The sequence below is a fragment of the Polaromonas glacialis genome (assembly GCF_000709345.1).
In the GTDB taxonomy this organism is placed as follows: Bacteria; Pseudomonadota; Gammaproteobacteria; order Burkholderiales; family Burkholderiaceae_C; genus Polaromonas; species Polaromonas glacialis.
The window spans coordinates 1,833,250-1,857,986 of the sequence record NZ_KL448323.1 but is presented as its reverse complement, the minus strand read 5'-3'; the positions used below and the strand labels follow the sequence as shown (position 1 = coordinate 1,857,986).

Below are 24,737 nucleotides of genomic sequence, written 5' to 3'. Positions count from 1 at the left end.
GAGGCGCAAGATTCATTATGGCTTTGTTAATTGGCCGGCCTCGTAGGCGATGCGCCCGGACAGGCGGGCTGCCCGGCGTGCTTTTCAAATCACGCCAAGGCCGTACCATCAAGGGCATTTTTCTGCACCTCACGCTGAGACGCCCCGCCCATGAACAACCAGCATTCACCGACCCTGCCGCTTGCGCTGCGCGCGCTGGCCTTGCTGGCGCTGATCATCGTGGCCGAGGTCGTCAACGGCACCGTTCGCACGCTGGCCCTTGCACCGCTGGTCGGCGACTTCACGGCGCGGCAGATCGGCACCGTCACCGGCTGCGTGCTGATCGGCCTGGTTGCGTGGTTCGGCAGCCCATGGCTCAAGGCCGGCAGCCCGCGCGCCCAGTGGGCCGTCGGCCTGCTGTGGCTGACGCTGATGATGGGCTTTGAAGTGGCTTTTGGCCGGCTGGTGGCCGGTGCCTCGTGGCAGCGCCTGGCAGAGGATTACAACCTGGCGCGGGGCGGGTTGCTGGGGCTGGGAATGCTGTGGCTGCTGTGCGCGCCGAGGCTGGCGGCGGTCGTGCGCCAAAGGCGGGTTTCACCGGATTTCATGGAAAACCTGCAAAGCCAGAAAAAGCGCGGGCAGGGCTGAAGCCTGTTGCCCGGCGCCACCGGCCCTGGGCCCTGGTTAGCTGGCTTGTTCCGTCGTCATGGTGATCTTGCCGTCGCGCACATAGTCGTCGAACTGGGTGCGCGGAATGGCGGTCAGGCCGGCGACGCCCTCGGCGGCTTCCCAGCTCAGCGTGGCGCTGTCGGGCGCCAGTTCCACTTCCACGCGGACGCGGGGGATTTCGATGGGAGCTCCGTCACCCGGGGTATAGGTGACGTCACCGGTAATCATGGCGAACTGGGACATGGTGTTTTCCTTGAGAGGTTGAAGGACAGGCGGGAAAGCCGCTAAAGCATATTTTGCGCCAGCTTTTGGCCGTAACGTGTCGGCAAAGGACGCCAGTTGAGCTTATCGTGCTTTCCACTGTACGGAGTTGCTGCCGGAGCGGCAAGCCTCATAACTTAATTAAAAGGTACTCTGTCGCATGCTGGACGGGCATTGGAAGCTATCAATAGCGTAGCACGGAATATTCGAATCTGACATTCATGAATTCGTCTGAATCCTCATGAGCCGCAAGGCAATTCAAGCGGCATTTCTGAAATCAACGGGCAGAAAACCTTCCTTGCGCGCATCCAGCAGCACGATTTCCACCATCGTGCCGTCTTCGGCGTAACCGATGTGCGTATGCCAGTCTTGCGACACTTCGCGCACGATGGGCTTGTCCGACATGCGGATCTGCCAAATATCATCGTTTTCGAAGTAAATGCTTTTTTTTCATGGGCTGGGCCGGGCAAAAACCTCAAACCATCTGAATAAGCAGTTTCTTTCCGCAGGCTTGAGCGTATTTGCGCAAGGTCGCAAAGGATGGCGAATGCTTTTCGCTGCGCAGCGATGCTTCAAGCCGCGACACCGCCGACACTGTGGTGCCCATGCGGTCAGCCACTTCAGCCTGCGTTAGACCAGCAGTGCGGCGTGCATCGAGCATCGCATGCAGGGCGGTGTATTCCTCTTCAAGTGCCTCAAAAGCTTTCTTGACGCCAGGTTTTGCCAGCAGTTCTTCACGAAAAGCCGTGTCGTGCGGCACGGGTTTATAAGCAGTTTCAGCCATGTTGCACTTTGCTATGCCGTAGCGGACGCTGCACAAAATTCATGCAAACGCGCAGGGGAAATTTCGAGCCCATTCGGCCAGCAAAGCGCGCCGGCATCAATGAAAAAGGCTCTGTCACTGTTAGATGTGGAATTTTTTTTCCAGAGGCGTAGAGTTCATAGCGAACCGTGAAGGAGGTTAGCCATGAACGCCGAGACTTTCAATGCGTTGATGAACCAACAGGTGCCCCGGCTCACGCTGCGCCAGCGTGAACTGCTCAAAAAGCGTCTGGATGAACTCGATGAGCAGCAAAAAGGGCTGGCCGTCATTGAGTCGTCCAGCGCGACTGAGCCGCGCTGCTGCCCACACTGCCAAGGCAGCGAGCTTTACCGGCATGGCCACGTCAGTGGGTTGCAGCGCTACCGCTGCCGGACATGCCACCGCACGTTCAATGCCCTGACGGGCACCGCGCTGGCGCGGCTGCGCAAGAAGGGCAAGTGGTTCGGTTTTAGTCAAGCCCTGGCCGCGTCCCTCACCCTTCGCCGGGCCGCTACTGCCCTGCAGGTTCACCGAAACACGGCGCTGCGCTGGCGCCATCGCTTTCTCAGCGGCCTCAAGGCAGACCGCGCGACAACGCTGCAAGGTATTACCGAGGCCGACGAGACCTATATCCTGGAGTCGCGCAAGGGCTGTCGCAAGCTGGACCGCCCGCCTCGCCGTCGCGGCAGCAAGGCGAGAAAAGCGGGCCTGTCCGGTGAACTGGTCTGCGTTTTGGTGGCTCGGGACCGTGCCGGACAGACGCTGGACTGGGTGATGGGACGCGGGCAGATGACAAAAGCCGCACTGGCCGGCGCACTGCAGCCCGTGCTGGCCAAGGATGCGCTGCTGGTGAGCGATGGCAACCGGACCTACTGCGGCTTTGCGCACGACGCGCACCTGGCGCACGAGGCGGTCAATCTGAACGCAGGCGTGCGCGTCAACGGCGCCATCCATGTCCAGAATGTCAACGCCTATCACGGCCGTCTCAAACAGTGGCTGCACCGCTTTCACGGCGTTGCCACGGGCTATCTGGACAACTACCTGGGCTGGTTTCGCGCCCTGGACAGCCACCATGGCGACTCTGGGCAAGCTGTCTTGGCGATGGCCTTGGGAAAATTTCCACATTTAACAGTGACATAGCCATGAAAAATCGCTTGAAATAGGCCGGCTCGCGCAGGGGTTCCAATAGCGGCCCTGACCGGCTTGTCAGGTAGGCATTTGCGTCAAACACGCCATGCGTGTGATCGGAAAAGTCTAGTTCCAGCTTGAACGAGTCAATCAGACTTGCGGTGAGCACTTTAATCACGGTCAGCTCCTTGGATTCTGTCCAGCGGCTCAAACCGCTGGGCGCGTTGCCAATTGTCTTGCATCACGCAAGCGTGAATCAAACCAGGTAAAAATCCTGCGGCCACAGGAAGTAGGGGCCGAAACGCGACTTGGCGACAAACTCCACGCCGACCTTTTCGCCCTTGGGGCTCAAGAAGAACTGTCCGTTGTCCAACACCAGAAACCCCTGCTGGGCGGCGCGCTCCAGAAACGGCCCGGTTTTCAAACCCAGCTTTTGCGCGATTTTCGAGGAAGCCAGCTTGCCTTCCGGGCTTGGCGCTTCTGCCGCCCGGTCGTCGTTCCGGCTGGGCGCTTCGGCCTCGATGGCCACGCGTTCGAGCGAAATGCGAATCTCGTCGCTGATGCGGATGATGCGCTGGGCTTCCTCGTAGGCGTCTTTATAAAGCTGGCCGTCTTCGTCGCGCAGGATGAGGATGCCCATTTCGTTGTTGTTCACCTGGCTGAACTCGTACAGGTTCAGGCTGGTGACGATGCACATGTTCTCGTTCATGTAGCACTTGGCATGCAGGTTCTTGCAAAAGCTGGTGCGGATATACGTCAGGCCGCTCAGCCATTCGGTTTCCTGCGGCTGCAACTCGCTTTTGCCGTACACGATGCGAACGTCGATCTTCAGCCGGTTCTTGTCCGCCAGCAATTCCTTCATCCGGTCGTTGAGTTTGAGAAAGGGGCTGATCAGGATTAACCGGTCTGCCGCGCTCTTGATCATTTCTTCGAGGAAGTAGTTGGTTGCGCTGGTGTTTAAGAACTTGGCCATTTGGATTGAAGTTAACTTATACCAATCCCGTGTCATGAAATAACCGAAGCCGAGGGCAGCACTGCCCAGCTGCGGGAGCACAAAGAGCGGATGGCGCCAGGGATTTGCGTGAAGGCATTCCAGGCGTCGCAGCAGGCGTCAACAATCTGCTCGTAGCCGTCGTAGCAGCGGTTGGCCAAGTGCCGGTCGCGTAGTTGCGCCCACACCTGCTCGGCCGGGTTGAGCTCGGGCGACCCCGCTGGCAGCGGCAACAATGAAACGTTCGGGAACTGCGGCAGTTTGGGCGTGGTGTGCCATCCCGCGCGGTCCAGCACCAGCACGGCATGGCGTCCCGCAGGCACCGCTTCGCTCAGGACCTGCAGATGATGGCTCATCGCCTCGGTATTGGCGTGCGGCATGACCAGACCGATGGCACTGTCCTGCCGTGGACAGACGGCGCCAAAGATGTACGCCGATTCGGACTGCTGCTGGCGCACCACCCGGGGCCGCGTTCCCTTGCGCGCCCACAGGCGCGTTTGCGTGCCGCGCTGGCCGATGCGCATTTCATCCTGGAACCAGATGTCCACCTGTTCAGGCGCAACGCCTGGCGGCAGCGTTGCGGCGACTTCCTGGACGAAGTTTTTTTTTGAATTCGGCTTGTGCAACCAGATCGGCGTAGGGACTGACGGCGCGGGCCGAAATCCATACCAGCCCCAGGCGCTTCATCAGGTCATACACACCGTTCAGGCTGTAGGCCACGCCAAACTGCCCGGCCAGCAACTGGCGGATGTCTTCGCCCCGCACCCGACCGCCGCCGCGTTCGCCCTGCAGTTGCTCGACCGCCTGGCGAAACGCTTCCTCCTGTGCTTTGGCAAGGCGCTGCGTGCTCCAGTCATGCGGCATGCCGGCCAGACGGGCCACGCCGCCAGCGAGGAACCATTGCACCCAGCGCATGACCGCGTGGCGGGTCACGCGCAATGCAGCCGCCACTTCGGTATAGCTCTTGCCGTCCTTTAGGTGCGCCAGCGCGATCAGGCGCAGTCGCCGGCGCCCATCCTTTTCCTTGTGGGCCAGTCGGTCGAAATCATAGGGCTGCAGCTGATCAATGATGTGCTGAGATAACATTTTCGTAACCTCCTGCGAGAGCCAATATGTCTCAGACTCCGATCGCTGGCTTTGGTTCTTTGTCTGTCGGGATTGGTATTAGTATTTATTATTTGTTGATACTGATTTGAATATAATATTTAATATATTAAATTCATTCAAGCTATTGAATTTTTTACTTCGGTTAGTTTGGCTGCTGCTTTGTCTAACATATCATCGGGATTGGTTGGAATGCGTAACTGTAGAAATGCGTTGCTTATATCTTCCCTGCAAAGTAACGTGACCTTATGATTTATTAGTTGCCTATCTTCAATGGCTATTTGTGCTTTGGGCAGTCCACAAGCGAGGAATGCATCTACACGTAGGTTATGACCTGTAGCATTCAATGAAGCCATCAATGCATTTCGTCGATCTACTAATTTTCCGAGCTTAGTCTGAAAATCTGAAATTTTCATTGTGCATTCAACTATGGCTACTTTTCCATTTGGACTTGTAACTAATATGTCAGGAGCTTGAGTTTCAACCTGAATTGCATTAGAAAATCCTAAAAGATAGAGTAAAGACGCAATACCTTGTTCAAATCGGAAAGAGTCCGTTGGTTCAAGTACTGCTTGTCTAAGTTGCTTTAAATCTTTGTCAAATAACTGTGTTGCGACGTACCTTGCATTAATTGCTTTATTGGGATCATTAAACCATTGACGCCTTATAGTACGACCGCCAACAGTAAGCATTGCTAGAACACTATCCGCATTAGTTAACTTCATTCCAAGAAGGCCGGGTCGTAGGCCACCTTTGATACGTTTCCATGAGATCAATTTGCTGGACTGTTTGCGTGATTCAAGGCCACTACCTGGAAACTCTCTTGTAGCGAGTCCAACCTTTGAAATATCAAATTTTGGATGTGCAGTTAAGGAGAGCTTGAAATTATTCTCATGAAGATTCGATGATTCAAAAATCATGTCAACTGGTGGTCCCACTCGCAAATTGATAGAAGCAGCACGGCCACTTATCCTACCATCAGTAAGTTGCAACCAGGAGCATAGGTCAGCTAGGCCATCAAACGGAGGTGTCGAACAGCGAAGTGAATTATCGTTACTCGTTATCTCTGATGCCGAGGGCATATTCAATTGGGAGCCGGATACTAAAAGATGTAGCTCTGAGAACCAAGTATTTTGATGTGAAGTTTCGGAGTAATAGTCAAGATCAGAACTTGTTTGAATTTTTAATTGCAGTCCATTGACATTTAATTCTCCATTGATAGCATTTTTAAGTCGTGTAAGAATTTCCGCACTTGATAATGAAGGTATAATCTCTTGGCCTACAAGCAAGTTTCCTGCCTTCGCCATAAAATTATTTTTTTAAATTGGTGGTAGAGGTTGTACGGAAAGTGAAGCATCAATTATTTTTAAGACCCCTTGATCTGTCGTAGCGAGATAATTGATTCCTAATGAATAAGAGTCACAAATCCAATCAGCGGCAGCTTCCAAAAATTGATCTCTCGTAGTCTGGCGATTCATCTTACTTTCCCCACGAATCCTTCAACCCTACAGCCAAATTAAACACCGGCCTACCCGCCGCATGATCCACCCGGTCCGCCACAAAATACCCGTGGCGCTCAAACTGGAACTTGTCATCGGCCTTGGCCTCAATCGCGCCGCCGCTGGCGAGTGACGGTTCGACATAGGCGCGCATCACCTTCAGGCTGTCGGCGTTCAGGTTGGTCAAGAAGTCAACGCCGCCGCCTTCGGGCTGGGCTTCCCTGAACAGGCGCTCGTACAGTCGCACTTCGGCCGGCACCGCATCGGCCACAGCTACCCACGTAATCACGCCTTTCACCTTCACCGAATCCGAGCCCGGCGTGCCGCTCTTGGTGTCGGGAATCAGCTTGGCTTGCACTTCAATGATCTTGCCGTCAGCGTCTTTAACAGCGCCGATGCATTCGATGACGTGGCCGTATTTCAGGCGCACCTTGCTGCCCGCAATCGCCTGCTTGCTGGCGTTCAGATGCGGCGGGAACAGGCGGAAAAAGCCCTTGGGCGGGGTTTCTTCGTAGTCGCTGCGGTCAATCCAGACTTCCTTGCCGATCTTGAAGTCGCGCTTGCCCAGTTCCGGGTGGTGCGGGTGAATCGGCGCGCTGCAGTCGTCGAGCGTGCCTGCGCCCATCACTTCGTCCCAGTTGGTCAGCACGAGTTTGACCGGGTCGAGCACGGCCATGGCGCGCGGGGCGCTGCCGTCCAGGGTTTCGCGCAGGCAGCCCTCTAAGGTGCTGTAGTCGATCCAGCTGTCGCTCTTGGTCACGCCGATGCGCTCGGCGAAGAGTTGCAGCGCTTCGGGGGTGTAGCCGCGCCGGCGCAGGCCGACGATGGTCGGCATGCGGGGGTCGTCCCAGCCGTTGACGCGCTTTTCGTTCACCAGTTGCGCCAGCTTGCGCTTGCTGGTCAGCACATAGGTCAGGTTCAGGCGGGCAAATTCGTACTGGCGCGGATGCGGCGTGGCAATCAAGCCGCCTTCGGCCAGCCGGTCGAGCAGCCAGTCGTAGAACGGACGCTGGTCTTCGAATTCGAGCGTGCAGATGCTGTGGGTGATCTGCTCCAGCGCGTCCTCGATCGGGTGCGCAAAGGTGTACATCGGGTAGATGCACCACTTGTCGCCGGTGTTGTGGTGGTGGGCGCGGCGGATGCGGTAGATGGCCGGGTCGCGCAGGTTGATGTTGGGGCTGGCCATGTCGATTTTGGCGCGCAGCACGGCGGCGCCGTCGGGCAGTTGCCCGTCGCGCATTTCACGGAAGCGGGCAAGGTTCTCGGCCGGGGTGCGGCTGCGGAAGGGGCTGTCGGTGCCGGGCTTGACGAAGTCGCCCCGGTTGATGCGTATCTCGTCGGCAGTCTGTTCATCGACGTAGGCGTAACCCGTTTCAATCAGGTGCTCGGCGGCGCGGTACATGAAGTCGAAATAGTCGCTGGCCTGGTAGAGGTTGGTTTCCCCCGCGTTGTGCCAGTCAAAACCCAGCCACTGCACTGCGTCCTTGATGGAATCTACGTATTCGGTGTCTTCTTTCTCGGGGTTGGTGTCGTCAAAGCGCAGGTGGCACACGCCGCCGTAGTCGCGCGCCAGGCCGAAGTTCAGGCAGATGCTCTTGGCGTGGCCGACGTGCAGGTAGCCGTTGGGCTCGGGCGGAAAGCGCAGGCGCACCTTGGCCGCATCTAGCGGGCCGGCGGCGTGGTGGGCGGCATCGCCGGGGCTTCCACCCCAGAGGCGGCTGGCGTAAGTGCCCTCCAGCAGGTCTTTTTCGATGATCTGGCGTAAAAAATTGCTGGGCTTGTGGGCTTCTTTGTCGGCGGCAACAGGGGCAGCGGCGGCGGCTTGGGAGGGGGCAGGGGAGGTCATCGCCTGATTCTATGGGCTAGAAGCTGCACGTTACGTTTGGCAACTCTCTTAACTGTGCATGCGGTAGGCGGCTGGCGCGCTGGCGCGTTTAATTCAAGACATGGGCATTTCGTGCCCAATATTTCAGGAGAAGTTCATGAAGACAAGCATCCGGACCAACCGCTCTGCCATCCTTGCAGGCGCCGCCGCCACGCTGGCAGTGGCTGCCTTGGGTTTCGCAGGCGCTGCCCAGGCCCGCGACAACGTGAACTGGTCGGTCGGTGTCGGTGTCGGCATCCCGGGCGCGGTGGTGAACGTGGGCAACGTGGGTTCGGTGTATCCGCAGCCCATCTATGTCCAGCCCCAGCCGGTGTACGTGCAGCCTGCTCCGCGTTACTACCAGCCCGAGCCGGTGTATGTGCAACCCGCGCCGGGCTACTACCAGCCGCGCCCGGTGTTTGTGAGGCCAGCGCCGGTGTACCTGGCGCCGCAGCCGATTTACTACGAACGCGAACGTCGCCATGGTCACCACCGTCGCTACGACGGTGGAAACTATGTTCAGGGCAACGGGTACGGCCAGGGATACGGGCAAGGTTATGGCCAGGTGTATTACCAAGGCGATGGCCGCGACGGCTATCGCGGCGACCGGCATGACGGCCGCCGCTGAGCAGGTCACTCAGATTCGTTAGACGTTAAAAAGCCCGCAGGCTTCAGGCCTTGCGGGCTTTTTGACGCCTGTCCGGGCGTTATGAAAGGCGTGTGGTCATCACGCGCCCTGGCCTGGCACTATCAAGCCGCTTTCCAGAAAATGTAGTCGGCCTGGTAGGGCAGCGTCAGCTTGTCGCCGACATCGTTTTGCGTGCAGGCCTTGCTCAGGTCCTGTCCGCCCTTGGTCTTGATGCGCTGGATGTAGGTGATGTTCTGCATGGCGCCGGGCGCCGCGCCGGGCGTGCCCTTGGACAACTGGTAGGACAGGTTGGTGGCGCCCGGGCGCGGCGCAACAGCGACCTGCGTGCCGACGACGCTGGAGCCGTCGATGTGCGTCCAGGTGGCGGGCGGGCCGGAATACTTGCCCACGTTCTTGCCGGTGCGGTCCATCAGGTCGGCCTGCGGGCTGGCGAGCACCCAGCCAATGGCGCCGTTCATGGCCGGATTGGCCTTGCATTCGTAGTTAAGGATGCCGACCGCCGTGGTTTCCAGCGCCACCACATGGCCCGATGGCACCTGGATCTGGTCGTCCAGCCGTTCCTGGGTGTATTCCTTGGGCGGCGCCTTGACACCGGCGCAGCCAGCCAGCAGGGCGACCGAGCCGGTCACGAAGGCCAGCGCCAATACCGCGCTTTTGCTGCGCATGCCGACGGGAGTGTGTGCGTTTGTCATCAGTTTCCTCATGTAGTTGTTGCGCGGTCCAGTAAACCGCAAGGCGGCAAACTGGGCGGTAGGACGCTGCGCTGACTCACTGAGGGGACATTTCCAGCATGTGAAATGAACGGGACGGCTTGAACCGCTTAGGGCGTCGGAAATTGCAAAAGTGCCGGTTTCCAATGGCTGTCATTGCGGGCTTGACCCGCAATCCATGGCACCGAATTCATGGATGCCGGGTCCCCGGATCAGGTCCGGGGCAGGCTCAGCCCGGCATGACATGGGTACATCACGAATTTCCGCTTCCCTTATTGCCCGAAGCGCGGGCCATCGCGCAGAAAGTTGTCTTCCTCGGTGCTGCTGGCGCGGCCCAGCACCGCATTGCGGTACGGAAAACGGCCAAACCGGGCAATGATGCCGTGGTGCTGGATGGCAAAGTCGAGGTTGCCCTGCAGCTTGGGCTTGAGCGCATCGGGCGCGTCGGCTACCAGCTGCGAAAAGCAGGCGACGCATTGCTCCTGCAGCGCCAGGTCTTCGGCGTGCATCAGCGGGATGTACAAAAACACCCGGCCGACCCACGGCAGTTGCCGGTCTTCGTGCCGCGCCAGGGTTTGCAGCGTCAATCGCCGCGCACGGGCGTCGCCGTCAAAAGCCCGGGCGGTGCCGCGAAACACGTTGCGGCTGAACTGGTCGAGCAGGATCACCAGCGCCAGCCGGCTGTGAAGCGGCGCTTCCCAGTCTGTCAATTCGCCTTGCATCGCGCGCTGCACCGCCGGGCCGAAGCGGGAGCTGATTTCAGCGTCAAGCGCGGCGCCGCCCAGGAACCAGCGCCGGTTCAGGTCTTCGGACGGCCACCCCAGCTCTAGGCAGTCGCCCAGCCAGAAGTCGAGTATTTCGGTGGCAAGTGCGGGTTGCGGTGAAGGCGTGGAGGGCAATGGGGTCATGGTCTTGCAAGCTTAGTAGCGGCCGGGCCGCCTGGCCGTGGCGCTTCAGGCGGGCTTGAGCCCAACAGCGATAATCAGCCCCATTTTGAATGGAGCCAGCGTGGATATTGCACTGTTGATCAAAGCCGCCATCATGGGCGTTGTCGAGGGACTGACCGAATTTCTTCCCATTTCATCAACCGGCCACCTGATCCTGGCCGGCGCACTGCTGGGTTTTGACGATGACAAGGCCAAGGTGTTCGACATTGCCATCCAGACCGGTGCCATTTTTGCGGTGATCCTGGTGTACTGGCAAAAAATCCGCAGCACCCTGATCGCGCTGCCGAATGAAAAGCAGGCGCAGCAGTTTGCGCTCAATGTCCTGGTGGCTTTTTTGCCGGCCGTGGTGCTGGGGCTGCTGTTTGGCAAGGCCATCAAGGCGCATCTGTTCACGCCGGTGGTGGTGGCCAGCGCCTTCATCGTGGGCGGCTTCATCATCTTGTGGGCCGAAAAGCGCCAGCAGCGCAACCCGGCGGCGGTTCGCATCCACGAGGTCGAGTCGATGACGACGATGGACGCGCTCAAGGTCGGCCTGGTGCAATGCCTGGCGATGATCCCGGGCACCAGCCGCAGCGGATCGACCATCATCGGCGGCATGCTGTTGGGCCTGTCGCGCAAGGCAGCGACCGATTTTTCGTTCTACCTGGCGATTCCGACGCTGATTGGCGCCGGCGTCTACAGCCTGTACAAGGACCGCGCGCTGCTGTCGATGGCCGACCTGCCGCTGTTCGGCGTGGGCCTGCTGTTTTCGTTCATCAGCGCCTGGCTGTGCATTCGCTGGCTGCTGCGCTACATCGCCAGCCACGACTTCGTTCCGTTTGCCTGGTACCGCATCGCATTTGGCGTCGTGGTGCTGGCCACCGCCTGGAGCGGGCTGGTGAACTGGTCGGGTTGAGCCCGAAACTCGTAACTGCTTGCCTCGCCGCAGGTCAACGGCTTTATCGGTCTTTGGTGTTGACCTTGCTTGGGGGATGGGCGGGGCTGGGTTTCTTTTTCCTGCTTGTCTTGGGTTTTCGGGTGTGGAGCGCCTTCCCGGCGGGGGGTAACTTTCTTTTCTGGCAAAAAAGAAAGTGACTTTCTTTTGGCGAAGCAAAAGAAAGTTACCCCCCGCCGGGAAGGCGCTCACCCCTCAATCCACAGAAGAAGCTACCCCAAGCCCCAAGCCCCAAGCCCCAAGCCCCAAGCCCCAAGCCCAAAAACAAAAACAAAAACAAAAACAAAAACAAAAACAAAAACAAAAACAAAAACAGAAAACATACATGAACACCCCCTGTTTGCCAAACATCCAATTCATGACAGCGCGAAGGTAAAGATTGCACCCGTACATTCGGACTTTAGTGTGGCGATGCCACTGTCCCGGATGGGATTCGCTGGTCGGCGCCTCAATCGGAAATGCGCACTCTTGGTGCCCTGTTTTCTGCGGGCTTTGCCAACCCCGGTCTAACCTGTCTTGCCATCACTTCATGACTGCCTGAGCAATCGGTGGTTCAGTTCTACCTGTTTCGTTCCCTCATAGCTAATTTGACTACGCAGCCGCCAAGGCGGGCGTGTAGTCAGATTGGAACTGCCTGTCGTGGGCCAGCATCGCCCACACGGTGCGGGTATTCTTGTTGGCCAGCGCCACGGCCGCCACGTTCTTATTACGCCGCGCCACCACTTGGTTGATCCAGCTGCCGCTGTCCACGCGCTTGCTCGCGTGGTAAATGACAACGCGCGCGCCGTGGATCAGCAGCGTTCTGAGGTAACAGTCGCCGCGTTTGCTGATGCCCAGCAGGTTTTGCTTGCCCCCGCTGGAGTGCTGCCTGGGCACTAAGCCCAGCCAGGCGGCCACCTGTCTGCCGCTCTCGAAGCTCCTGGCATCACCCAAGGACGCCACCAGGGCGCTGGCAGTCAGCGGCCCAATGCCGGGTATTTTTTCAAGCTTTTTGCTCTGTGCGCTCTGGTGGTGCCAAGCCACGATCTGGGCTTCGATCTCATCGACCTGTTTGTCCAGCGCCTTAAGGTGGTCGAGCAGGCGTTGCACCAGGCGCCGGAACATGCCCGGCAGCTCGTTGCTGGCGTCCTCGATCAGGTCGGGCACCTCACGATTGATGCGCCCGATGCCCTGCGCGATGGCGATGCCGAACTCGGCTAGAAGGCCCCGGATCTGGTTGGCCTGCGCCGTGCGGGCCTTGACAAAGCCCTGGCGTGCCCGGTGCAGGGCCAGCACGCCTTGCTGCTCCACATTCTTGATGGGCACAAAGCGCATGTTCGGACGGGCGACCGCTTCGCAAATCGCCTCGGCGTCAGCCGCATCGTTCTTGTTGGTCTTGACGTAAGGTTTGACGAACTGGGGCGCCATTAGCTTGACCGTGTGTCCAAACCCTTGCAGCTTTCTGGCCCAGTAGTGGGCACTGCTGCAAGCCTCCATGCCGATCAGACATGGCGGCAAATTGACAAAGAACTCGGCCATCTGCTTGCGGCGCAGCTGTTTGTTGAACAGCGCCCTTCCTGCCTCGTCGACGCCGTGGACCTGGAAGAATTGTTTGGCCAGGTCAATCCCAATGGTGGTGGGTTTCATGGTGAACGCTCCTGCTCGGTTTGAAATGCAAAAGTTCTGCTCCGCTACTTTGGCACACGCGAGGTGTCACTCAGCGGGTGGGGGTGTTCATCCCATTGGAAAACGCAGCGGGCAAATCAAAAGCGTTGGTAGTTAAAAAATATAAGAAAAACCGGCTTTCCGCAAGTTGGGTAAAGCTTTACAGCTATCTATTCCGTAGCAGCCCGTGGGCGCCTGGCCTGGCGCACGCAGAATGCCGCACAAGCCGGCCTCAGCCCATGAAGTTCAGCAACGCCGCCTCGATGGCGGCGGCCGTGGCCAGCGGCTTTTCCATCGGAAACAGGTGGCTGCCGTCGAGCATCATGATGCGGCCATGGGTGATTTTTTGCGTCATCGCCATGCCGACCTGCTTCATCTCGACCGACTGGCGCCCGCCGATGAAGGCCGACGGGCATTGCAGCGGATTCGTCTTGAGCAGGCTTTCCAGGTTGTCGGGCAGGGTGTTGTAGATCGCCGTTTCCACGTCGCGGTCAAAACTCAGCAGGCGCTGGCCCTGCGCGCTGCCGCCTTCGTCATGCGTGCCGTGGTCGATGTAGTCGCGCAGCACCTGCTCGTCCCAGCGGGCAAAGGCTTTCTTACTGCGAAAGTGCGCCAGCACCTCGTCCCGGCCCAGCCACTGGTGGCGGCGCTTGCGGCTGATGGCGCCCGGCGAGATCGACCCGACCAGCTTGGCCCGCTTGGCCACGCTGAGCGCCTTGGCGCGCCAGCCGCCCAGCACCGGCGAGTCGAGCAGCAGCACGCCGGCGACCTTCTTGCCGCCGAGTTCGGGATGGCGCGCGGCGCACATCAGGCTCAGGAAACCGCCCAGCGAATGGCCGACCAGGAAGGCCGGCTGGCCGGACTTTTCGACTTCGTGGCAGGCAAAGTCGGCCAGTTGCTGCACCAGGTTGGGCCAGTTGCTGGTAACCGGGTAGCGCGGGTCATGGCCGAATTTTTCAATCGCCTGGACTTGAAAACCCCTTGCCTTCAGGCTCTGGAACAGCACGCCGTAGGTGCTGGCCGGAAAGCTGTTGCCATGGGAAAAAATGATGAGGGGTTTGGGACTTTTGGGCACTGAAATAAGGGGGGAACTGTGGCGCGCAGGGCCGCAGTGGTTGCCCGGAGGTGGATGTCGATAAAGGGTCGATAAAGGGTCAGTGAAACAAAAAGGCCTAGATCAGCTTTTCTTGCGGCGTGGTGATCTTTTTCAGCACCGCATGGCGGCCGGCCGGCATCTTGATCGGTGTTTCGGTGTGCGCATCGTCCCACACCGGGTCTTCGATGCTGTCGAACACCTGGCGCAGCTTTTGCCCCCAGCTGTTGTGCATCATCTGGTAGTAGGGGTTGTCCTGGTCGATGCAGACGACCTTGTCGCTCTTGAAGCTGTCGGCTTCATACACCACCAGGTCCAGCGGCAGGCCGACTGACAGGTTGGACTTCATGGTCGAATCCATCGACACCAGCGCGCATTTGGCAGCCTCGTCCAGCGGGGTTTCGGGGCGGATGACGCGGTCGAGCACCGGCTTGCCGTATTTGGATTCGCCAATCTGGAAGTAGGGCGTCTCGTCGGTGGCCTCGATGAAGTTGCCCGGCGAATACACCTGGAACAGGCGCATGCCTTCGCCCTTGATCTGCCCGCCGAAGACCAGCGACACGTTGAAGCCGACATCGTCGTTGCGCAGCGCGCGGGCGTCGTGCTCGTAAACGCGGCGTATGGCCGAGCCAAGCACGCGGGCGGCGTCGAACATGCTCCTGGCGTTCCAGATGGTGATCGGCTCGCCGCCGTCGGGGTCCTTGATCTCTTCCGTTTGAAGAATTTCGCGCACCGACTGCGAGATCGACAGGTTGCCGGCGGTCAGCAGCACCATGAAGCGGTCGCCGGGCTTTTCATAGACGATCATCTTGCGGAAGGTGCTGATGTGGTCCAGTCCCGCATTGGTTCGGGAATCGGACAGGAAGACCAGTCCGGCATTGAGTTTGATGGCGACGCAGTAAGTCATGGCTTGGAGGGAGGTTTGGGAGTACATGGAAAGCTTGACATTCAGCTGGCATTGGCAAGCTTCTTGAGCCGGTACAGCGCATCGAGCGCCTCGCGGGGCGTCAAGGTGTCAGGCTCTATTGTCGCCAATGCCGCGTCAAGGGGTGAGGGTTCGGCCGCCGGCGGCTGCGGCGGCAGGGCAAACAGATCGACCTGTGCGCTGGCCTGGGCTTGCTGGGCTTCCAGCGCGGCCAGCGCATGGCGCGCGTGGTTGACGACGGCGGCGGGAACGCCGGCCAGCTTGGCGACCGCGATGCCGTAGCTCTTGCTGGCCGGGCCGGACTCGATGTGGTGCATGAACACAACGTCGCTGCCCGACTCGACCGCGCTGACGTGTACGTTCACCGCGCCGTGGTGCTGCGCCGGAAATTCGGTCAGTTCAAAATAATGCGTGGCAAACAGCGTGAACGCCTGCGCCTTGTTGTGCAGGTAAGCCGCGATGCCGCCGGCCAGCGCCAGGCCGTCGAAGGTCGAGGTGCCGCGCCCGATCTCGTCCATCAGCACCAGCGAATGGGGCGTGGCGGCATGCAGAATCTGCGCGGCCTCCAGCATTTCCAGCATGAAGGTCGATTGCGCATTGGCCACGTCGTCGGCCGCGCCGATGCGCGTGTGGATGGCGTCGATCGGCCCGAGCCGGCAGGCTCTAGCCGGCACGTAGGAGCCCACGCTGGCCAGCAGCACGATCAGCGCGACCTGGCGCATGTAGGTCGATTTGCCGCCCATGTTGGGGCCGGTGATGATCTGCATCCGACTCTTGCCGGTGAGGTTGCAGTCGTTGGCGATGAAGGCGCCGGCACCTAGCTCGGCCAGCCGGGCTTCCACCACCGGATGCCGGCCTGCGCCAATGTCGATGCACGGCTCCTTGACAAACACGGGCGCGCACCAACCCAGCGTCAGCGAGCGCTCGGCCAGCGTACACAGCGCATCGAGCGCGGCAATGGCGCGCGCCAGCCGGCTCAAGGCGGGCACGAAGTCCTGCAACTGGTCGAGCAGCTGCTCGTAGAGCCACTTTTCGCGCTCCAGCGCCCGCGACGAAGCCGACAGCGCCTTGTCCTCGAAGGTCTTCAGCTCGGGCGTGATGTAGCGCTCGGCATTCTTCAGCGTCTGGCGGCGCCGGTAGTCGGCGGGCACCTTGCCCGTCTGGCCCTGCGTCACCTCGATGTAGAAGCCATGCACCTTGTTGAACTGCACGCGCAGGTTGGCAATGCCGGTGCGCGCCTTTTCGCGGCTTTCCAGGTCGAGCAGGAAACCGTCGCAATTGGTCTGGATGGCGCGCAGTTCATCGAGCTCGGCGTCGCAGCCGTGGTTGATGACGCCGCCGTCGCGGATCAGCGCGGCCGGCTCGTCGAGGATGCACTGGCCCAGCAATTCGGCGCAGCCGGCCGGAGGCTGCAAATCCTCGAAAATAGTGGTCAAAAGTGGCGTTTGCGCACAGTCCACGGGCGCAAGCAGCTCTGCTTTTTGTAGCGTCAGCTGCAGGGCGACCAATTCGCGCGGGCGCACCTGGCGCAGCGCGATGCGGGCGGTGATGCGTTCGACATCGCTGCTGCCCTTGAGCCGGGCGCGCAGCGATTCCTGGGCGCTAGCGCGCAGCTGCGCGATGGCCTCCAGCCGGCTGGCGGCCTGGGCGCGGTCGCGACGCGGGCTGAGCAGCCAGCTTTTCAGCGCCCGGCTGCCCATGCCGGTGGTGCAGGTATCGAGCAGCGAGAACAGCGTGGGCGAGCCTTCGCCGCGCAGGGTCTGCGTGAGTTCGAGGTTGCGCCGGGTCGTCAGCGGCAAGTCGATCAGTTCGCCCGACCGCACCACCTGCAGGCCCCGCACATGCGAAAGTGCGCGGCCCTGCGTGTGCTCGGCATAGCCCAGCAATGCCGAGGCGGCAGCATGCGCTTCGCCCATTGCTTCGGCATGCCACGCCGCCAGCGAAGCCACCTTGAGCTGCTCCAGCAGGCGGCGCGCGCCCAGGGCCGCGTCGAACTGCCAGGCCGGCCTGGCGCTGGCGACGCAGCGCCAGGTTCTCAAGCGCTGCTCGAACGCCGGCGTGACATCGATGTTGTAGAGCAGTTCGCTGGGGGCAATGCGCGCCAGCCAGGTTTCCAGCTCGCCGCTGGCGCAATGCGCCAGGTGGATCTCGCCCTGCGTCACGCTGAGCCAGGCCAGGCCGCAGGTGTTGCGCGCGCCCTGATGCACCGCCAGCAAAATAGTTTCGGTCTTGTCGTCGAGCAGTTCGGCGTCCAGCAGCGTGCCGGGCGTGACCACGCGAACCACCTTGCGCTCGACCGGCCCTTTGCTGGTGGCCACGTCGCCGACCTGTTCGCAGATCGCCACCGATTCGCCGAGCTTGATCAGCTTGGCCAGATAGTTTTCCAGCGCATGAAACGGCACGCCGGCCATCACCACAGGCTCGCCGCCCGACTGGCCGCGCCGCGTCAGCGTGATGTCGAGCAGGCGGGCGGCTTTTTCGGCGTCGGCATAGAAGACCTCGTAGAAGTCGCCCATCCGGTAGAAGACCAGCGTGTCAGGGTATTCGGCCTTGATGGCGTGGTACTGCTGCATCATCGGCGTGTGCTTTGAAAATCCTGCGCTGCCAAGCTCTTGATTTGTAGCGCTTTCCGCCGCTGAGCCCACACGGTCCCTAGGTTTGGCTGTTTCGTCCTGCTTCATTCAATCCTTTTCTAGCCTTGTCTACACCCCACGGTTTAGCGAAGGAAGTAGAGCGCTGATATTTAATTGCCACGCCGTGTAGCTACTCAGGTTTCCGGGATTCCCCATGCCTGGATCAATCATGCCGTTTGACCCACGCGCTGCCAAACTGTTGGCTGATGGGTGCGCATATTATTCTCGAAGAATATCCGGGCCTGCGTTCGGTGGCGGGCAAGCATACACGCAGCTGAATTTACCGCTACACGTCGGCGGAATGCTTGGTGCGGCTAACCATGCCGGGCCGTTGGCCGTCGATGTCGCGGATCGCTGCGTGGAGCAGGCCCCCGATTTCGTCAAAGCGCGCCGGGCGCATTCGGCGGTGGAGTCGGCTGTCAACGGGCTCGAAGTGCATGGGCTTGAGGTTTGCCGGGTCAAGGGATACGCGCGTTTGGACGCGCCGGCATTTCGTGGTTTTGCCTTAAAAAAACCAGGCGGCTTGCCTAGTGTCGCGTCAGGCGCAAACTGCCGGTTCTCGCTGGCCATCGCCGCGCATCGCCGCGTTGCAGCCCTTGCCAGGGCTTCAGCCCTGGCTGCGGTCTACGCCTTGCGCTGCACGCCGCTGGCGACGCGATCTCCCGACACTTTGCGCCTGACGCGACACTAGCGTCGCGACATCAGGCCGCTGCCCAGAACACCGCAAACCACTGCTGCGGATCGGTCCAGCAACGCACTTGACTGAACCCGGCCTGGTTCAGCAAAGCTGTCATCGATTCGACCGTGTATTTGTACGAGCTTTCGGTGTGAATCCGCTCGCCGGCCACGAAAGGCCGCAAATGGCCGGGCCAGGTGACGGTCAGGTCGGCCAGTGCTTCCAGGTGCATTTCAATGCGTGACTGCGCCGTGTTGAACAGCGCCACATGCTTCCACTGGCGAACATTAAAGTCCGCCGCCAGCAGTTCGTTCACGTTGCGCAGCAGGTTTTTGTTGAAGGCCGCCGTGACGCCGAGCGCATCGTCATACGCCGCCTCCAATGTGGCCGGGTCCTTGACCAGGTCGATGCCCAGCAGCAGGCCGCGCGCCTTGCCCTGCGCCGGATCGGCCATGTTGCGTAAAAACGCCAGCGCCTGCGCCGGCTGGAAGTTGCCCAGGCTGGAGCCGGGGTAGAAATACACGCGGTCATTCAATTGCACTTCTTCCGGCAGGCGCAGGCTGGATGAAAAATCCATGCCGACGCCGACGATGTCGAGCGCCGGAAAACAGTTTTGCACCTGGTCGGCCGCGTCCCTCAGGAAATCCGTCGAGATATCGACCGGCACGTACTGGCGCGGCTGCATCACCGGCATCAGCGCCAGCGCCTTGGCGCAGTTGCCCGCGCCCAGGTCGATCAGGCACGGGTGGCTCAGGCCGGCTTGCGCCAGTGCGCCGGCGATCTGCGGCGAAGCAGCCTGGAAAATGCCGGCTTCGGTACGGGTCGGGTAGTACTCGTCGAGTACCGTGATGGCTTCGAACAGCCTGGAGCCAAGGGTGTTGTAAAAAAACTTCGGCGACAGCGCAGCGGCGGGCGCTGTCAAGCCTTGCGTCAGTTCAAAGGCGATGCTGCCGCTTTCACGGTCGGGGGATTCGCTGCCCCGCAGGTTGATGAACCGGGGCGTCGGCAAGGGTGGTGCCGCAATCGGCAGGTCGAAAAGAAGGTCGGAACGTTTCACGGGAGCCTTGGCGGGTAGTGCAGATAGCGTTTGATTTGAAAACGTTTTTACCATGCTGCCTGTAGGACTGAGTCGTTTACGGGCATTGGGCGGACCGGCCGTCACGTCCGGCCCTTGCAGCGTGCGACCGTTCCACGGGCGCGCGGGTGGCACAATACCTTTCAGATATTTCAGGGGCCGCTCAGGCCCCAATCGAAGCCGCTCACCACGGTAGCATTCCATGTTTTTGGCCGCATCTGTCCGCAGACTGCATGCTTGCACGCATCACAAAATGCACGGGGTGGCATCCTGGTCCCCATTGACCCCTTGAAACTGGATAAGATAATTCCATGTCGCGCTACAACACCCCCTTTGAAATTCACGTCCACGGCGAGGTGCCCCTGCGTGCCGATGTCAGCTTCGAGCAACTGCAGGAAGCGCTCAAGCCCTTGTGGAAATATGCCGGTTCCAAATCACTGGCCGCAGGCGCTGCCAGCGTCTATGAGGAAGAACCGGGCATCCGCTTCGACGCGCCCAAGCATTTGCTGCAGATGTGCTGGACGGTTCCAGGCGGCGACGACTTTCGCCAGTCGCTCGACGAGATGTGCATGGGGCTCAATGAACTGGCCGAAGTGGGCGCGCCGATTGAAGTGACCTTCTACGATGCCGACTTCGACGAGGAAGACGAAGGCAGCGAGGAAGACGAAGCCCGTGATGACTTCGTGATTTATTTTGTCGGCCCGACGCCGGCCGCCATCATGCAGGTCCAGCGCGACCTGCTGGTGCAGGACCTGATCGGCCTGATGGAGCGGCATTTCGACGGCTCCGAACTCGGCGAGGTCGTCGAGGCCGTTGACAAGCTGTTTGGCCGCCGTTTCGACGACCTGGTCAACTCGATGCAGCTTGGCCGGCCGCCGCGCGGCTCGGGCGGCTCGCAAGGCGGTTCCGGCCACGGGACGGGCGGGCGCAAACCGCGCCACCTGCACTGAGCCGGTTTACTGGCTCAGCACCAGCTGGGCAATGATGCCGGTGGCGATCGCAATCAATACATAGTCCGAGCCGACCTGCACCCATTGCTGGCCACGCGGCGGCGCATTCAGGCGATGGACGCGCCAGTTGTTCACGACATACTGCCGGTTGCGGTATTCCCGAGGAATGTAGCCGCCGCGATGGTACTGCGGACCCCGGGCTCCATAGTTCCGGTCGCCGCGCGCATCATCACGCTCGTAGCCGCCACGGTTGCCGTAATGGTTGCCGTTGTCATGGCGGTTGCCCTGTTGATCGCGCCGGTCAAAATTCCGGTGACCCGAATCGTGCCCATCCCGTCCCATGGGGCCGCGCTGCTCGGCGCGCGATGGTTCACCGCGCCCCGGGCCGCGCCGGTCGTCGTTGTCAGCGAAGGACAGCGAGGCAAAGCTGAACGAGGCAGCGGCAATGGCGCAAATGATGGTTTTGGATGTCATGGAGTCACTCCAGTGGTTGGTGAAACCTCATCTTGTGCCTTCCACATATCGCCCGCGCAAAGGCCCGGACTCCTTTTGTAAAGATCAGTCCAGCCCCAGCGCCTGATAAACGCGCAGCGCCGCATAAGCATCGTTGGCCGCATAGATCAGCTGGGATTCCTGCAAATGGACATTGGCCCAGTTCGAGGTGGTGGCCTTGCGCGACTTGATGAAGCGCCGGTTGAACATCACCGCCACCGCGCCGCGCACGCCCATGTCCTTGCGGTAGCCGCGCTCCCGGAACACCGCGTTCAAATCAAGCACGCCCCGTGGATCGACGCCGAGCTTGTGGATGATGCGACGCCGGTCGTCGCCCAGGCCGAAGCCCGCCTTGACCACCCGGTCGGTCTCCAGCAGCAGCGCGATGGCACGGCGGCACTCGGCGTCTTCCAGCTGGAAAATGTAGGCCCGCTCCAGCGTTGACAGCTGGACGATGTGCGGTCCGGTGGAGGCTTCGTTCTTCATGAACGTCGGCTTGGACTCGGTGTCGAAGCCCAGCGCCGTCACGCCGTCGAGTTCTTCCAGTGCGCGAATGGCCTGCTGCGCCGTCGCGACGAGCTGGATCTGCGGCAGATCGAGGCGGTCAAAGGGCGCCAGCAGCGCGATCTGCTCTTTGTCCGGGGTGGGGTGGCGTTCGGTCATGAAATCCAATGCGTGAAAATAGGGGTAGAGCTTACCGCCGAGCGCTTGCAATCCCATCACTTCCAGCATCAAACGACCATGGCCACAGCCAAAAGCATCACCACCGACCACTACAAGCTTTTCCCGTCGCCGCGCAACCGGCACCGGGCGCTTTTCCAGCACGAGGTGTTCGTGCCTTATCCCTACATGCTGATCGACCTGGAAAGCTACCACTTCAAGGGCAAGTACAGCCTGTTTGCCGCCTACCGGCTGAGCGACCAGAAGATGGGCCAGCTGGTCACGATTGACCTGGCCGAAGACGAAGCCCGCTTCAAGGCCCGTTTTGTCCCGGATTGAGTGCGCAGGGTCAAGTGCCGATCCAGAAGACTACTATCAAAAAAATAGCTGGCAGCGCCCGCTGGACGGGAGATAACCAGCTATTTAACTCTTGATTTTGCAGCCCGGAGCGCCGGGCCGCCGATTTACAGCGTGTCGATGAAGCTGCGCAGCTTGTCGCTGCGGCTCGGGTGCTTGAGCTTGCGCAGCGCCTTCGCCTCGATCTGGCGGATGCGCTCGCGCGTCACGTCGAACTGCTTGCCGACTTCTTCAAGCGTGTGGTCGGTGGACATCTCGATGCCGAAACGCATGCGCAGCACTTTCGCTTCGCGCGGCGTCAGGCTGTCCAGGATGTCCTTCACCACATCGCGCAGGCCGGCCTGCATCGCGGCTTCAAGCGGGGCGGTGTTGGCGCCGTCCTCGATGAAGTCGCCCAGATGGCTGTCGTCGTCGTCGCCAATCGGCGTTTCCATCGAGATCGGCTCCTTGGCGATCTTCATGATCTTGCGGATTTTCTCTTCCGGAATCTCCATCTTCTCGGCCAGGATGCTGGCGTCGGGCTCGAAGCCGAACTCCTGCAGGTGCTGGCGCGACAGGCGGTTCATCTTGTTGATGGTCTCGATCATATGGACCGGAATGCGGATGGTCCGCGCCTGGTCGGCAATCGAGCGCGTGATGGCCTGGCGAATCCACCAGGTCGCGTAGGTCGAGAACTTGTAGCCCCGGCGGTATTCGAACTTGTCCACCGCCTTCATCAGGCCGATGTTGCCTTCCTGGATCAAATCAAGGAACTGCAGGCCGCGGTTCGTGTACTTTTTCGCAATCGAAATCACCAGGCGCAAATTGGCCTCGATCATTTCCTTCTTGGCGTCGCGCGAATTCGACTCGCCTTCGTTCATGCGCTTGTTGATGTCCTTCAGGTGCGCCAGCGGCACGACGACGCGCGCCTGCAATTCGCCCAGCTTGGTCTGCAGTTCCTGGATCGGCGGAATGTTGCGCGCCATGACGTTGGACCACGGCTTGCCGGAGGCGACCTGCTTTTCAACCCATTTCAGGTTCAGCAGGTTGGGCGGGAAATCCTTGATGAAGGTTTCCTGCGGCATGCCGCACTTTTCAACAATGATCTTGCGCAGTTCGCGCTCCTTCTTGCGCACGTCCAGCACCTGGCCGCGCAGCAGGTCGCACAGCTTTTCGATGGTCTTGGCGGTAAAGCGCACCGTCATCAGCTCGTCGCTGAGGGCTTTTTGCGTTTTCAGGTAGGTGGGCGTGCCGTAGCCCTCTTTTTCGTAGGTCTTCTGGACTTTCTGGGCATACTCGCCGACCTTTTCGAAACGGCTGAGCGCTTCCTTTTTCAGCTCTTCGAGCTTCTTGGTCAGCGCCTTGGAGCCGCCCTTGCCGTCATCGTCGTCGTCTTCGTCGAATTCGTCGAAGTCTTCTTCGGCCACGTAATCGTCGGCTTCGTTGGCCACGGTGAAACCGTCCACCACGGTCGAGATGACGACCTTGCCTTCGCGGATTTCATCGGCCAGCCGCATGATCTCGGCAATCGTCGCCGGGCTTTCCGAGATGGCTTCCATCATGCGCATGAGGCCGCCCTCGATGCGCTTGGCGATCTCGATCTCGCCTTCGCGCGTCAGGAGTTCGACCGTGCCCATTTCGCGCATGTACATGCGCACCGGGTCGGTGGTGCGGCCGAATTCGCTGTCCACGGTGGACAGCGCGGCTTCGGCTTCTTCCTCGGCTTCTTCCTCGGTCGCCACGGTGGCGCCGGTGTTGTTCAGCAGCAGGGTTTCGGCATCGGGCGCTTGTTCATAAACAGCCACGCCCATGTCGTTGAGCATGTTGATGACGACTTCGAGCGTTTCGGCATCGACCAGCTTGTCGGGCAGGTGGTCGGAGATTTCGCCGTGCGTCAGGTAGCCGCGCGTCTTGCCAAGCTTGATCAATGCCTTGAGGCGCTGGCGTCGCTTGAGGATGTCCTCTTCCGACAGGACGGTTTCGTCCAGGCCGAATTCCTTCATCAGCGCGCGTTCCTTGGCCTTGCTGATCTTCATGCGCAGCGGCTTGACCTTTTCGGCGGTGGCCGTCACCTCGACCGCCGCCGGCTCTTCTGCGAACTCGGCTTCGATGTCCGACAGGTCTTCACCGTCCAGGCTTGACTCCTTGGCCTTGCGCACGCGCTTGGCTGCGGCGACGGCTGCAACCGGCGCGCCTTCAACAGCAGCGGCTTTTGGCGGGCGGCCGGGTTTCTTTTTGGCAGGCGCAGCGCCTTTGAGCAGGGCGTCTGCAGCGGCGAGAAGTTGGGCTTGGGTGGATTTGGGCTGCACGGCAGGAACTTTCTTCAAGGGCATATCGGTTTTCGCAGAATTCAAAGAATTTTTGCCCAGCGGGGCAGGATCAAACGCGGGCTGCAATGGATATGGCGGTTTTTCCAGTTTTTTCAAGCTGGCACATCATCCGCGCGCTGGCGCCCGGATCACGGTCAGGGCACCCGGGGAAAAAATTCAGGATTCAAATCGGAAGCGGTAAAAAATCAAGTCAGCCTGTGCCTTGGCACGAAGACGCTCAAAATTTTTGGCAAGCTGGTTGGGCGAACATTTGGAATGCAGTCCTTGCGGTGCGTTGGCCGTCTCCTGTGGAGTTTCCCTTGGCTCAAAGGGGGCCGGTGCCGGAGGTGCTGCTGTCGCGCTTGCCGGAAAAAACCGGATTATACCCTAAAAATTGAAATATGCCA

The 24,737-nt window shown here is 60.3% G+C and carries 26 protein-coding genes; 8 read left to right on the top strand and 18 right to left on the bottom strand.

Features of this window, described 5'->3' with window-relative positions; all coding sequences use genetic code 11:
* Positions 1–150 precede the first annotated feature (150 nt).
* Positions 151–627 carry a hypothetical protein gene (locus EC86_RS0109190; RefSeq protein ID WP_051675800.1) on the top strand — a complete coding sequence of 159 codons (477 nt, stop codon included), beginning with the start codon at positions 151–153 and terminating at the stop codon, positions 625–627.
* 36 nt (positions 628–663) lie between these two features.
* Here the strand turns inward: EC86_RS0109190 and EC86_RS0109185 are convergent, their stop codons facing one another.
* The 3 genes from EC86_RS0109185 to EC86_RS0109175 form a co-directional block, all read right to left on the bottom strand.
* The gene (locus EC86_RS0109185) at positions 664–876 is read right to left on the bottom strand and encodes a hypothetical protein (RefSeq protein WP_408633880.1); all 213 of its coding nucleotides are present in this window, start codon (positions 874–876) and stop codon (positions 664–666) included.
* A gap of 291 nt (positions 877–1,167) precedes the next feature.
* On the bottom strand, positions 1,168–1,350 hold the full coding sequence (locus EC86_RS27690) for a DUF2283 domain-containing protein (protein WP_029525355.1): 183 nt from the start codon (positions 1,348–1,350) through the stop codon (positions 1,168–1,170).
* 34 nt (positions 1,351–1,384) lie between these two features.
* The gene (locus EC86_RS0109175) at positions 1,385–1,693 is read right to left on the bottom strand and encodes a helix-turn-helix domain-containing protein (RefSeq protein ID WP_029525354.1); all 309 of its coding nucleotides are present in this window, start codon (positions 1,691–1,693) and stop codon (positions 1,385–1,387) included.
* 183 nt (positions 1,694–1,876) lie between these two features.
* Between EC86_RS0109175 and EC86_RS0109170 the strand changes: the two genes are divergently transcribed.
* Positions 1,877–2,851 (top strand): IS1595 family transposase, encoded by a 975-nt coding sequence (locus tag EC86_RS0109170; protein ID WP_029524292.1) that lies wholly within the window; start codon positions 1,877–1,879, stop codon positions 2,849–2,851.
* Positions 2,852–3,095: 244 nt separating this feature from the next.
* Here EC86_RS0109170 and EC86_RS0109165 read toward each other — a convergent pair whose 3' ends face one another.
* The 5 genes from EC86_RS0109165 to EC86_RS0109150 all read right to left on the bottom strand — a co-directional run bounded on the left by EC86_RS0109165 (position 3,096) and on the right by EC86_RS0109150 (position 8,279).
* Positions 3,096–3,812 carry a phospholipase D family protein gene (locus EC86_RS0109165; protein WP_029525353.1) on the bottom strand — a complete coding sequence of 239 codons (717 nt, stop codon included), beginning with the start codon at positions 3,810–3,812 and terminating at the stop codon, positions 3,096–3,098.
* A gap of 32 nt (positions 3,813–3,844) precedes the next feature.
* Positions 3,845–4,456 carry an IS630 family transposase gene (locus tag EC86_RS0109160; RefSeq protein WP_198026741.1) on the bottom strand — a complete coding sequence of 204 codons (612 nt, stop codon included), beginning with the start codon at positions 4,454–4,456 and terminating at the stop codon, positions 3,845–3,847.
* On the bottom strand, positions 4,383–4,916 hold the full coding sequence (locus EC86_RS0109155) for a helix-turn-helix domain-containing protein (protein WP_029524030.1): 534 nt from the start codon (positions 4,914–4,916) through the stop codon (positions 4,383–4,385). Before EC86_RS0109155 ends, EC86_RS0109160 begins: the two co-directional genes overlap by 74 nt.
* A gap of 137 nt (positions 4,917–5,053) precedes the next feature.
* Positions 5,054–6,241: a hypothetical protein gene (locus EC86_RS28725; protein ID WP_156955277.1), complete on the bottom strand. Its 1,188-nt coding sequence runs from the start codon at positions 6,239–6,241 to the stop codon at positions 5,054–5,056.
* A 172-nt stretch (positions 6,242–6,413) separates the two neighbouring features.
* Positions 6,414–8,279 (bottom strand): glutamine--tRNA ligase/YqeY domain fusion protein, encoded by a 1,866-nt coding sequence (locus EC86_RS0109150; protein ID WP_029525352.1) that lies wholly within the window; start codon positions 8,277–8,279, stop codon positions 6,414–6,416.
* Positions 8,280–8,415: 136 nt separating this feature from the next.
* Between EC86_RS0109150 and EC86_RS26035 the strand changes: the two genes are divergently transcribed.
* Complete coding sequence (locus tag EC86_RS26035) at positions 8,416–8,925, top strand: hypothetical protein (RefSeq protein WP_051675799.1); 510 nt, start codon at positions 8,416–8,418, stop codon at positions 8,923–8,925.
* A 122-nt stretch (positions 8,926–9,047) separates the two neighbouring features.
* Here the strand turns inward: EC86_RS26035 and EC86_RS0109140 are convergent, their stop codons facing one another.
* Both EC86_RS0109140 and EC86_RS0109135 read right to left on the bottom strand, forming a co-directional pair.
* Positions 9,048–9,638 (bottom strand): DUF3455 domain-containing protein, encoded by a 591-nt coding sequence (locus EC86_RS0109140; RefSeq protein ID WP_029525350.1) that lies wholly within the window; start codon positions 9,636–9,638, stop codon positions 9,048–9,050.
* A 290-nt stretch (positions 9,639–9,928) separates the two neighbouring features.
* On the bottom strand, positions 9,929–10,564 hold the full coding sequence (locus EC86_RS0109135; protein ID WP_029525349.1) for a DUF924 family protein: 636 nt from the start codon (positions 10,562–10,564) through the stop codon (positions 9,929–9,931).
* A 100-nt stretch (positions 10,565–10,664) separates the two neighbouring features.
* Here EC86_RS0109135 and EC86_RS0109130 point away from each other — a divergent pair, with 100 nt between their 5' ends.
* Positions 10,665–11,498, top strand: a complete 834-nt coding sequence (locus tag EC86_RS0109130) for an undecaprenyl-diphosphate phosphatase (RefSeq protein WP_029525348.1) — start codon at positions 10,665–10,667, stop codon at positions 11,496–11,498.
* Positions 11,499–12,128: 630 nt separating this feature from the next.
* Here the strand turns inward: EC86_RS0109130 and EC86_RS0109120 are convergent.
* From EC86_RS0109120 to mutS, 4 genes are all read right to left on the bottom strand, one after another.
* Positions 12,129–13,163: an IS110 family RNA-guided transposase gene (locus tag EC86_RS0109120; protein ID WP_029525347.1), complete on the bottom strand. Its 1,035-nt coding sequence runs from the start codon at positions 13,161–13,163 to the stop codon at positions 12,129–12,131.
* A 250-nt stretch (positions 13,164–13,413) separates the two neighbouring features.
* Positions 13,414–14,256 carry an alpha/beta hydrolase gene (locus tag EC86_RS0109115; protein ID WP_029525346.1) on the bottom strand — a complete coding sequence of 281 codons (843 nt, stop codon included), beginning with the start codon at positions 14,254–14,256 and terminating at the stop codon, positions 13,414–13,416.
* A gap of 97 nt (positions 14,257–14,353) precedes the next feature.
* Positions 14,354–15,181 carry a proteasome-type protease gene (locus EC86_RS0109110; RefSeq protein WP_029525345.1) on the bottom strand — a complete coding sequence of 276 codons (828 nt, stop codon included), beginning with the start codon at positions 15,179–15,181 and terminating at the stop codon, positions 14,354–14,356.
* A gap of 41 nt (positions 15,182–15,222) precedes the next feature.
* Positions 15,223–17,775 carry a DNA mismatch repair protein MutS gene (gene mutS, locus EC86_RS0109105; RefSeq protein WP_029525344.1) on the bottom strand — a complete coding sequence of 851 codons (2,553 nt, stop codon included), beginning with the start codon at positions 17,773–17,775 and terminating at the stop codon, positions 15,223–15,225.
* 226 nt (positions 17,776–18,001) lie between these two features.
* Between mutS and EC86_RS28720 the strand changes: the two genes are divergently transcribed.
* On the top strand, positions 18,002–18,523 hold the full coding sequence (locus EC86_RS28720; protein ID WP_156955276.1) for a hypothetical protein: 522 nt from the start codon (positions 18,002–18,004) through the stop codon (positions 18,521–18,523).
* 10 nt (positions 18,524–18,533) lie between these two features.
* Here the strand turns inward: EC86_RS28720 and egtD are convergent, their stop codons facing one another.
* Positions 18,534–19,565, bottom strand: coding sequence for an L-histidine N(alpha)-methyltransferase (egtD, locus tag EC86_RS0109095; protein WP_232229844.1), 1,032 nt, complete (start codon positions 19,563–19,565; stop codon positions 18,534–18,536).
* 329 nt (positions 19,566–19,894) lie between these two features.
* Between egtD and EC86_RS0109090 the strand changes: the two genes are divergently transcribed.
* Entirely contained in the window at positions 19,895–20,533 is a 639-nt protein-coding gene (locus EC86_RS0109090; protein WP_029525342.1) for a DUF6806 family protein, read from the top strand.
* Positions 20,534–20,539: 6 nt separating this feature from the next.
* Here EC86_RS0109090 and EC86_RS27685 read toward each other — a convergent pair whose 3' ends face one another.
* Together EC86_RS27685 and EC86_RS0109080 are read right to left on the bottom strand one after the other, a co-directional pair.
* Positions 20,540–21,007: an RcnB family protein gene (locus EC86_RS27685; RefSeq protein WP_029525341.1), complete on the bottom strand. Its 468-nt coding sequence runs from the start codon at positions 21,005–21,007 to the stop codon at positions 20,540–20,542.
* A gap of 84 nt (positions 21,008–21,091) precedes the next feature.
* On the bottom strand, positions 21,092–21,688 hold the full coding sequence (locus tag EC86_RS0109080) for a 3'-5' exonuclease (protein ID WP_029525340.1): 597 nt from the start codon (positions 21,686–21,688) through the stop codon (positions 21,092–21,094).
* A 78-nt stretch (positions 21,689–21,766) separates the two neighbouring features.
* Between EC86_RS0109080 and EC86_RS0109075 the strand changes: the two genes are divergently transcribed.
* Positions 21,767–22,024, top strand: a complete 258-nt coding sequence (locus EC86_RS0109075) for a hypothetical protein (protein ID WP_029525339.1) — start codon at positions 21,767–21,769, stop codon at positions 22,022–22,024.
* A gap of 125 nt (positions 22,025–22,149) precedes the next feature.
* Here the strand turns inward: EC86_RS0109075 and rpoD are convergent, their stop codons facing one another.
* Complete coding sequence (rpoD, locus tag EC86_RS0109070) at positions 22,150–24,354, bottom strand: RNA polymerase sigma factor RpoD (RefSeq protein WP_029525338.1); 2,205 nt, start codon at positions 24,352–24,354, stop codon at positions 22,150–22,152.
* 62 nt (positions 24,355–24,416) lie between these two features.
* Between rpoD and EC86_RS28715 the strand changes: the two genes are divergently transcribed.
* Positions 24,417–24,728, top strand: coding sequence for a hypothetical protein (locus tag EC86_RS28715; protein WP_156955275.1), 312 nt, complete (start codon positions 24,417–24,419; stop codon positions 24,726–24,728).
* The last annotated feature ends 9 nt before the right edge of the window (positions 24,729–24,737 follow it).

Bases quoted from the DNA above. Each gene is read 5' to 3' on its own strand.
- EC86_RS0109190 (WP_051675800.1), top strand. From the start codon at position 151: ATGAACAACCAGCATTCACCGACCCTGCCGCTTGCGCTGCGCGCGCTG.
- EC86_RS27685 (WP_029525341.1), bottom strand. From the start codon at position 21,007: ATGACATCCAAAACCATCATTTGCGCCATTGCCGCTGCCTCGTTCAGC.
- rpoD (WP_029525338.1), bottom strand. From the start codon at position 24,354: ATGCCCTTGAAGAAAGTTCCTGCCGTGCAGCCCAAATCCACCCAAGCC.
- EC86_RS0109140 (WP_029525350.1), bottom strand. From the start codon at position 9,638: ATGACAAACGCACACACTCCCGTCGGCATGCGCAGCAAAAGCGCGGTA.
- EC86_RS28715 (WP_156955275.1), top strand. From the start codon at position 24,417: ATGGATATGGCGGTTTTTCCAGTTTTTTCAAGCTGGCACATCATCCGC.
- EC86_RS0109170 (WP_029524292.1), top strand. From the start codon at position 1,877: ATGAACGCCGAGACTTTCAATGCGTTGATGAACCAACAGGTGCCCCGG.
- EC86_RS0109120 (WP_029525347.1), bottom strand. From the start codon at position 13,163: ATGAAACCCACCACCATTGGGATTGACCTGGCCAAACAATTCTTCCAG.
- EC86_RS26035 (WP_051675799.1), top strand. From the start codon at position 8,416: ATGAAGACAAGCATCCGGACCAACCGCTCTGCCATCCTTGCAGGCGCC.
- EC86_RS28720 (WP_156955276.1), top strand. From the start codon at position 18,002: ATGCCGTTTGACCCACGCGCTGCCAAACTGTTGGCTGATGGGTGCGCA.
- EC86_RS28725 (WP_156955277.1), bottom strand. From the start codon at position 6,241: ATGGCGAAGGCAGGAAACTTGCTTGTAGGCCAAGAGATTATACCTTCA.
- EC86_RS0109175 (WP_029525354.1), bottom strand. From the start codon at position 1,693: ATGGCTGAAACTGCTTATAAACCCGTGCCGCACGACACGGCTTTTCGT.
- EC86_RS0109150 (WP_029525352.1), bottom strand. From the start codon at position 8,279: ATGACCTCCCCTGCCCCCTCCCAAGCCGCCGCCGCTGCCCCTGTTGCC.
- mutS (WP_029525344.1), bottom strand. From the start codon at position 17,775: ATGATGCAGCAGTACCACGCCATCAAGGCCGAATACCCTGACACGCTG.
- EC86_RS0109080 (WP_029525340.1), bottom strand. From the start codon at position 21,688: ATGACCGAACGCCACCCCACCCCGGACAAAGAGCAGATCGCGCTGCTG.
- EC86_RS0109165 (WP_029525353.1), bottom strand. From the start codon at position 3,812: ATGGCCAAGTTCTTAAACACCAGCGCAACCAACTACTTCCTCGAAGAA.
- EC86_RS0109135 (WP_029525349.1), bottom strand. From the start codon at position 10,564: ATGACCCCATTGCCCTCCACGCCTTCACCGCAACCCGCACTTGCCACC.
- EC86_RS0109110 (WP_029525345.1), bottom strand. From the start codon at position 15,181: ATGACTTACTGCGTCGCCATCAAACTCAATGCCGGACTGGTCTTCCTG.
- EC86_RS0109090 (WP_029525342.1), top strand. From the start codon at position 19,895: ATGTCGCGCTACAACACCCCCTTTGAAATTCACGTCCACGGCGAGGTG.
- EC86_RS0109075 (WP_029525339.1), top strand. From the start codon at position 21,767: ATGGCCACAGCCAAAAGCATCACCACCGACCACTACAAGCTTTTCCCG.
- EC86_RS0109185 (WP_408633880.1), bottom strand. From the start codon at position 876: ATGATTACCGGTGACGTCACCTATACCCCGGGTGACGGAGCTCCCATC.
- EC86_RS0109155 (WP_029524030.1), bottom strand. From the start codon at position 4,916: ATGTTATCTCAGCACATCATTGATCAGCTGCAGCCCTATGATTTCGAC.